The 6,887-nt window shown below is 42.1% G+C and carries 5 protein-coding genes and 1 pseudogene; 5 read left to right on the forward strand and 1 reads right to left on the reverse strand.

What is annotated here, in order from left to right:
• The 5 genes and pseudogenes from ACZFYI_RS13125 to ACZFYI_RS13145 form a co-directional block, all read left to right on the forward strand.
• Nucleotides 1-270: pseudogene (locus ACZFYI_RS13125) on the forward strand (Stealth CR1 domain-containing protein); the annotation flags it as partial.
• Between the two features lie 13 nt (nucleotides 271-283).
• A complete protein-coding gene (gene rsgA, locus ACZFYI_RS13130) occupies nucleotides 284-1,207 on the forward strand; it encodes a ribosome small subunit-dependent GTPase A (RefSeq protein ID WP_462524584.1) in 924 nt (307 codons plus the stop codon).
• 71 nt (nucleotides 1,208-1,278) lie between these two features.
• Nucleotides 1,279-1,782: a phosphoribosyltransferase family protein gene (locus ACZFYI_RS13135; RefSeq protein WP_462524585.1), complete on the forward strand. Its 504-nt coding sequence runs from the start codon at nucleotides 1,279-1,281 to the stop codon at nucleotides 1,780-1,782.
• 7 nt (nucleotides 1,783-1,789) lie between these two features.
• On the forward strand, nucleotides 1,790-2,611 hold the full coding sequence (gene panB, locus ACZFYI_RS13140; RefSeq protein ID WP_462524586.1) for a 3-methyl-2-oxobutanoate hydroxymethyltransferase: 822 nt from the start codon (nucleotides 1,790-1,792) through the stop codon (nucleotides 2,609-2,611).
• A 118-nt stretch (nucleotides 2,612-2,729) separates the two neighbouring features.
• Complete coding sequence (locus ACZFYI_RS13145; RefSeq protein ID WP_462524587.1) at nucleotides 2,730-4,628, forward strand: tetratricopeptide repeat-containing sensor histidine kinase; 1,899 nt, start codon at nucleotides 2,730-2,732, stop codon at nucleotides 4,626-4,628.
• Nucleotides 4,629-4,685: 57 nt separating this feature from the next.
• Here the strand turns inward: ACZFYI_RS13145 and ACZFYI_RS13150 are convergent, their stop codons facing one another.
• Entirely contained in the window at nucleotides 4,686-6,797 is a 2,112-nt protein-coding gene (locus tag ACZFYI_RS13150) for a T9SS type A sorting domain-containing protein (protein ID WP_462524588.1), read from the reverse strand.
• Between the last annotated feature and the right edge of the window lie 90 nt (nucleotides 6,798-6,887).

Raw genomic sequence — 6,887 nt, forward strand, 5'->3', positions numbered from 1 at the left:
ATTTCTTATAAGTTCCGTCACAACGACCAATTCAATTTTGCTGCTTTGACGTATCATCTGGAAATCCGGTCCGGCAACACCAATTTTGCGAAACCTATATTTTCATTTTTGCATCCCTATGGACGGAAGGAAGGGTATGTTGAAAGGAAAATCAAAAAATGTGTTGAAAATCCTGAGATCAAATTCATGAATGTCCAAAGTCTGGAATTGTGCAAGAAAAGTGATCAGGAGAAAATAATCAGTTGGATGGAAAGAAATTTAAAGGCCTAAAGGCTTCCAAAAAATGAAAGGAAGGGTACTCAAATCCACAGGAAGCTGGTACACGGTCAAAACAGAAAAAGGCCTTGTCAATGCCCGACTGAGGGGAAAATTCAAGCAGGATGATCTCAAACTGACAAATCCAATATCGGTTGGAGATTATGTGGAACTCGAGCAGGAAGCTGACCAACCCTCATCCGTCATCACGGATATCCTTCCGAGGGAAAATTACATCATCCGAAAATCGACCAGAAAAAACCATTTTTCACATATCATCGCTTCCAATATTGACCAGGCTTTTTTGATCATCACATTAAAAAATCCGAGAACATCGCTTGGATTCATTGACCGTTTTTTGGTAAGCACGGAGAGCTTCAGGATCCCCACTTCCATTTTGGTCAATAAAATGGACATGGATTACAAAGACAAAGACATGGAATATCTCGAAGACATCAAGGACATTTATGTGCCCTTGGGATATCAGGTCTATGAAATTTCTGCCTTGAACAATACCAAATTGCAGGAGCAGTTTTTGCCCTTATTGAAAGGAAAGACGACACTGCTTTCAGGACATTCCGGAGTAGGTAAGTCGACTTTACTCAATAAAATTGTCCCAGAAGCGGTGCAGGCTACCAAGGAAATTTCCAAATTCAGTGCCAAAGGAGTGCATACCACCACCTTTGCCGAGATGTTTGAAATCGAAGACGGAGGCTACCTGATCGATACTCCCGGGATCAAGGAGTTTGGGATTTTGGATATCGATGAATTTGAATTGTCCCACTATTTTCCGGAGTTTAGGAAGTATCTCGGTCAGTGCCGGTACAACAACTGTCAGCACCTCAACGAACCGGGATGTGTGGTGAGGCAAAAATTGGAGGAAGGCTTTATCCATCCTTACCGCTATGACAGCTATGTCAAAATCCTGACCGAAGAGGACGATTATAGGTAGAGCAAGTTTGCGGCCTGAAGCTTTGAAACCACCGCCAATTGATTTAATTTTCGTTTTTCAAAAACAAGCCCATGAGCAAGACAAAGACTTTGGTACTGAACCACCGTCAAATCAGCCAAAAAATCACCCGCATGGCATATGAAATCTATGAGCGCAATGCTTCTGAATCCAGTATTGTCTTTGCGGGAATAACGGGCATGGGATATCAGCTCGCAGAATCATTGGCAGGCGCTCTGAAGGAAATTTCACCTTTAGACATCACTGTGCTGGAAATTATCCTTGACAAATCAGACGTCACAAGAGGTGAAGTCTCCCTTTCTGCGCATGCTGATTTGACCAATAAATGTATCGTAGTCGTGGATGATGTCCTCAATACCGGCAAAACTTTGGTCTATGCTTTATTGCCATTTCTGGAATCATCTGTCAAAAAAATCGAGGTTGCCGTTTTGGTCAACCGAAGCCATAAGCTTTTTCCTGTAAGTCCGGATTACACCGGATTAGAATTAGCGACCACGCTTAGCGAGCATATATCCGTTGACCTTTCTTCTCAAAACCACACCGTACACCTTCATTAAGCCTCCCATGTCTGTCCACAACTCCTCCAATATCAAAAGAATCACTACCCACATCCTTCAGGAAATGAAGTCCAGGGGAGAAAAAATATCCATGTTGACTGCCTATGATTTTTCCATGGCAGGCATTGTAGACGGTGCAGGCATAGATATCATTTTGGTAGGAGACTCGGCCTCCAATGTCATGGCGGGACATGAGACTACACTTCCGATTACTTTGGATCAGATGATCTACCATGCCACCTCTGTTGTGAAGGCAGTTTCAAGGGCATTTGTGGTCGTCGACATTCCTTTTGGTTCCTATCAGGGTAACAGTTCTGAGGCACTTCGGTCTGCCATCAGGATCATGAAAGAATCCGGTGCCCATGGCATCAAGGTGGAAGGCGGTGCAGAAATCAAAGAATCTGTTGTGAGGATTCTCAGCGCCGGCGTACCTGTGATGGGTCATTTGGGATTGACCCCACAGTCGATCTACAAATTTGGAACCTATACCGTCAGGGCCAAGGAGGAGGAGGAAGCAAACAAGCTGATCGAAGATGCCAAGTTGCTTGAATCCTGTGGCTGCTTTGCCATAGTATTGGAGAAAATTCCGGCTTCCTTAGCTAAAATAGTAGCCGAAACAGTAAGTATTCCAGTCATCGGAATAGGCGCAGGCCCGGATGTAGACGGGCAGGTTTTGGTCGTCCATGACATGTTGGGGATCAATCAGGAATTCAAACCAAGATTCCTCAGACAATACGCTAACCTACAGTCCATCATGACCAAGGCAGTTCAGGACTATATCCATGACGTGAAATCAAAAGATTTTCCAAGCAAAGAGGAAAGCTATTGATCGGTCCCCCGCCGGATCACTTATTGTTTTGATCATTTGACATTTTTCTAGGGATAATCCTTTGGTTTAGAAGAATTTATTTATTTTTCAATCCAATAAGCCTTCAGAAGAATCATCCATGAAATACCTGTCATTGTTTTTCCTTCTCTTTTCCTTTAAAGGAAACGCCCAAGATCTCGTGTCCTTATTGGACAGTGCGGTAAAGGCCCAGTCTAAGAACAGTTTCTATTTTGCGGAAGCAAAAAAACTTGTCCAAACTGAATCACAAAATTCCGAGTACCTTTTTGCCCTCCATGAATATTACCTAGGCCTCAAGCTAAGGGATTCCATGTTATTGGTCGAAAAGACGCTGATTCCACTCCTTGATTCAAGAGAGGATATGGAAAAAAAAGCCAAAGTTCTCCAAAAGATCGGATACTATTATGAAGTTGCCGGGCTTTATGATCAGGCCATCAAGTACTATTTGGAAAGTCTGGAAACTTCCCAATTGACCGACAGACTGGATTTGACCAGTGATATATACCGTTCTTTGTCACAAACACACCGGCTTTTTCATGATTATGACAAAGCAATATATTTTGGCAAGAAAGCTTTTGAGGTAGTCGAAAATGAAAAAGACACATTTTTGACTGCTAAAATGAGAGCATTGAATATCATTGGAAGCGCATTCAGTGAAAAAAATAACCCCGACAGCACCCTATTTTATTATGACAAAATAATGGAATTCCTGACGCCTCAGGATTCTTTATCCTTTGCCCCTACGATAGTCAACATGGGTTACGGCTATTTGCTAAAAGGAGATATTGAAAAATCCAGAATTTATAACAAAGCAGGTTTGGCTTTGTATAAAAAGACAGATAATGACTATGCCACTGCCGTAGTTTTCATCAATTCCGGAATGACTGAAAATGTAGCCAAAAACTATCAGGAAGCACTTTCCCTTTTAGATTCCGGTATATTTTACACCCGAAAATCCCAATATGCAGACCTTTATAAATGGATCTATGACGAGCAATCCAAAATCTATAGGGCTTTGAGGAAGTATCCTGAGGCCATTGAGAGCATGGAAAATCTGCTTTCTATAAAAGATTCATTGTTTACGGCAGACCGGGCGAAAGTAGCCAAGGACCTGGAAACCAAATACCAAACCACCATCAAGGACCAACAGATCAAGGCGAGTGAACAGGAAATCTCTGAAAGAAAGGCCCAACTCCAGAGTGTTTTCATTTTTGTCATTTTGCTTTTGATTATCATTGGCTTGTTGGTGGCAGTGCATTTTTTGAACAAAAACAGATTTCAGAAAAAACAACAGATCCTAGAGAAGGAAAAAGAAATCAGTATCAAAGAGGCCTACCTAAATGCTGCCTTGGAGTCCCAAGAAACTGAAAGAAAGCGCTTTGCCCAAGACCTTCATGATGGATTTGGTCAGCTGATCTCCGCACTACAGCTAAATATCCACCAACTACGACTGAATAAGGACCAATCTGAAAAAATCAATATGGTGGAACGCAGCGAAATGATTTTGAAGGAAATGCATTTCGAGATCCGCAACATTGCCTTTAACCTGATGCCTGCCACATTGATCCAATCAGGACTAAAGTATGCCATTCCGGAATTTGCCAAAAGGATCAATGAAAGCGGTTTGGTCTACATAGACGTGGATACCCACGATATGGAAAAAAGACTGACCGAAACCCAAGAAATATCCCTATACCGCGTCATCCAAGAATGGGTAAATAATATCCTCAAATATGCTGAAGCCAAATCCATCATTATCCAGCTGGTCAGACATGAAGATGAGCTCAGTATTATCATTGAGGATGACGGACTTGGTTTTGACACCTCTATTCTGGAAAATGGGAAAGGAAACGGGTGGAGAAATATTCAGTCCCGTCTTCAGCGCATCCATGCTTCTTGGGAATTGGATTCCCTGCCAAGCCGTCAAGGAAGTACTTTTATGATTTATTTGCCATTACCTGTACTCGAGGAACTTATCACTGAAGAAGAAGAAAACTAGAATTTCCTATTCCTTTTTGTGGGATTCCCTAGAAGATTTTCTTTCAAAAAAACTGAATCACAGCACCACCAATTTTTTGCTGATGTGCTTTCCTTCCGAATTGGTAAACTGTAATATGTACAAACCTGGCGCAGCAAAAGGCAATTGGATTTCAAACTCCACATTTGCAGGAATGAGGATTTCATCCAACATGATTTGACCCAAGCTATTGATAAGTCTGCCTTTCGCGGATTGGGAAATCAAGACCTTGAAAATTCCATTATTGGGATTTGGGTAGATTTTGGCCAAAAATTCTTCGCCATCAGGAGGAATTCCTTCACCTTGAAATTTCAGGTATTCCAAGCCTCCTGCAGTATTTCCCAAGATCAAATCCCTTTGGTCTGAAAAAGGCTTCGGCAAAGTAGTGATCCAGGTATTTCTTCCTAACCTGCTTTGGGAGGTCATATTTTCAGAAATTTTAACCAATATGGTCTGCCGCACCACCTGATTCATAAAATCAGGGATATAGACCAAAACACCTCTTTGATCAACGGCATAAAGAGAGGGGTTTTTTCCTGGGACAACATGGACATTTAGGTTGCGGGATCCGGGATTGTCAGTATATCCCAGAAAATCACTTTGTACCAATTTGATGTTTTCAGCATTGGGAAAATCGAAGAAGAAAAGAAGTAATTCCCCAGTTTGTCTTGCGAGCAAAAGATAATCTTTTCCCTCAAATGAAAACATTTCGATTTGATCCTGACCAACTGGTGATCGGTTTGGAATGAATATCTGTTTCATCTGGCCAAAATCAGGATTGGTGCCATAAAAAACCAGACGGCGCAGTGAATTATTGACTGTATCAAGGCCGGTTATCCAATAAGTCTCTTGGTTGGCGGCATTGAGGTATTCAAAATACTGGAGGTCAGTAAAGTCCAATTGAGACAAACCCAAATAGTCGTTTTCTACCAACTCCCAACCCTCACCGCTGACTACAAACCGATGAGCCATACCAATGTTCCTCCCTCCTACAAACGAATTGCCGGTGAGTATCATCTCACCCGAAGTGGACAGTCCTTTGAAGAATGGCCTGCTGTTTTCTCCCAAATCTAACAGCTCAGATTGGAGGAATGTCTTAGTACTTGGCAAGCCAGAGCTTCCTTTCGAAATCTCAAATATATTCCGTGAAAAGTCCGATTGGAACACCCCTGCAGATGCTGAGGAATTGCTGCTGACGATCAAATTATTTTCCCAAAGGTAAGAAGCGTGATAAATAGGAAATTCAGGCAAGGTTCCAAAACCAGGAACTTCATTTGAAAATGAATCAAACAAAGGAACCCTGTCTGTCCCTTTATTGAGTAAAAAATAAAGGGTGTTGCATTCATCCCTTCCCAATAGCAAATCTCTGACCCCGTCACCGTCCAAGTCCGAATACAAAACAGAATGTCCCCCGGTATGCAGGATTCGATTGTTTTCGCCTGAATCGGAAAGTCTTCCCATAGGCAAGCCCTCGCAGGTTATCTCAAAACTGAAAGTCCCACATCCACAAAATTCAAACCTGCCCCACCAAGGTTCGGGAAAAGCAAAAGCATCGATGTCTGCAACTCCTTTTCTTTCTATGCTCGTATTGAGGTAAAAGTCCATATAATCACCCAAGTTGAATGAGGCAATATCCAAATCCCCGTCGCCGTCAATGTCCAAAATCATGGGAATGTCGAGGTTGTTGGCGGTGAGGTTGGAGCCGTTTTCCAAACGGAGGAAGTTTTGTGCTACCGTCCATTGTGGGAATGCAGCTCCCGCAGGGCTTGTATTTTTGTATGCCTTGATGCCAAAGGGACTGCTTGTAAACAAATCTTTCTTTCCGTCCCGGTCAAAGTCCGCCAAAATCAAAAACCCATTGATATCATTGGGGAAAAAATAGCTCATTTCGGGAAGGTATTTAAACTGATCCCCTTCCGTTTCAAAAACCAAAACCCTCCTTGCATTGATATCCCAAACGATCCATTCTTCCTCTCCGTCTGCGTTGACATCCATTTGCTGGAACTGTGAAGCATTGATCCCAACAGCAAATGGCATTGGGATTTCTTTTCCATCATGGGTGATTTGTTTGCTTTGGTCAAATGAAAAAGTCTGTTGGGCTTCAACAGCGATGCAGAACAGAAAAAACAAAACCAAAATCAAATACCTCATCAAAACAGAATTTTGTATGCCATAAAATTAAACGAATGAATTTGATATAAGATGTTTGGCGGTCCTTTTTGATTTAGGATTTTTGATTTA

Source organism: Aquiflexum sp., from assembly GCF_977115555.1.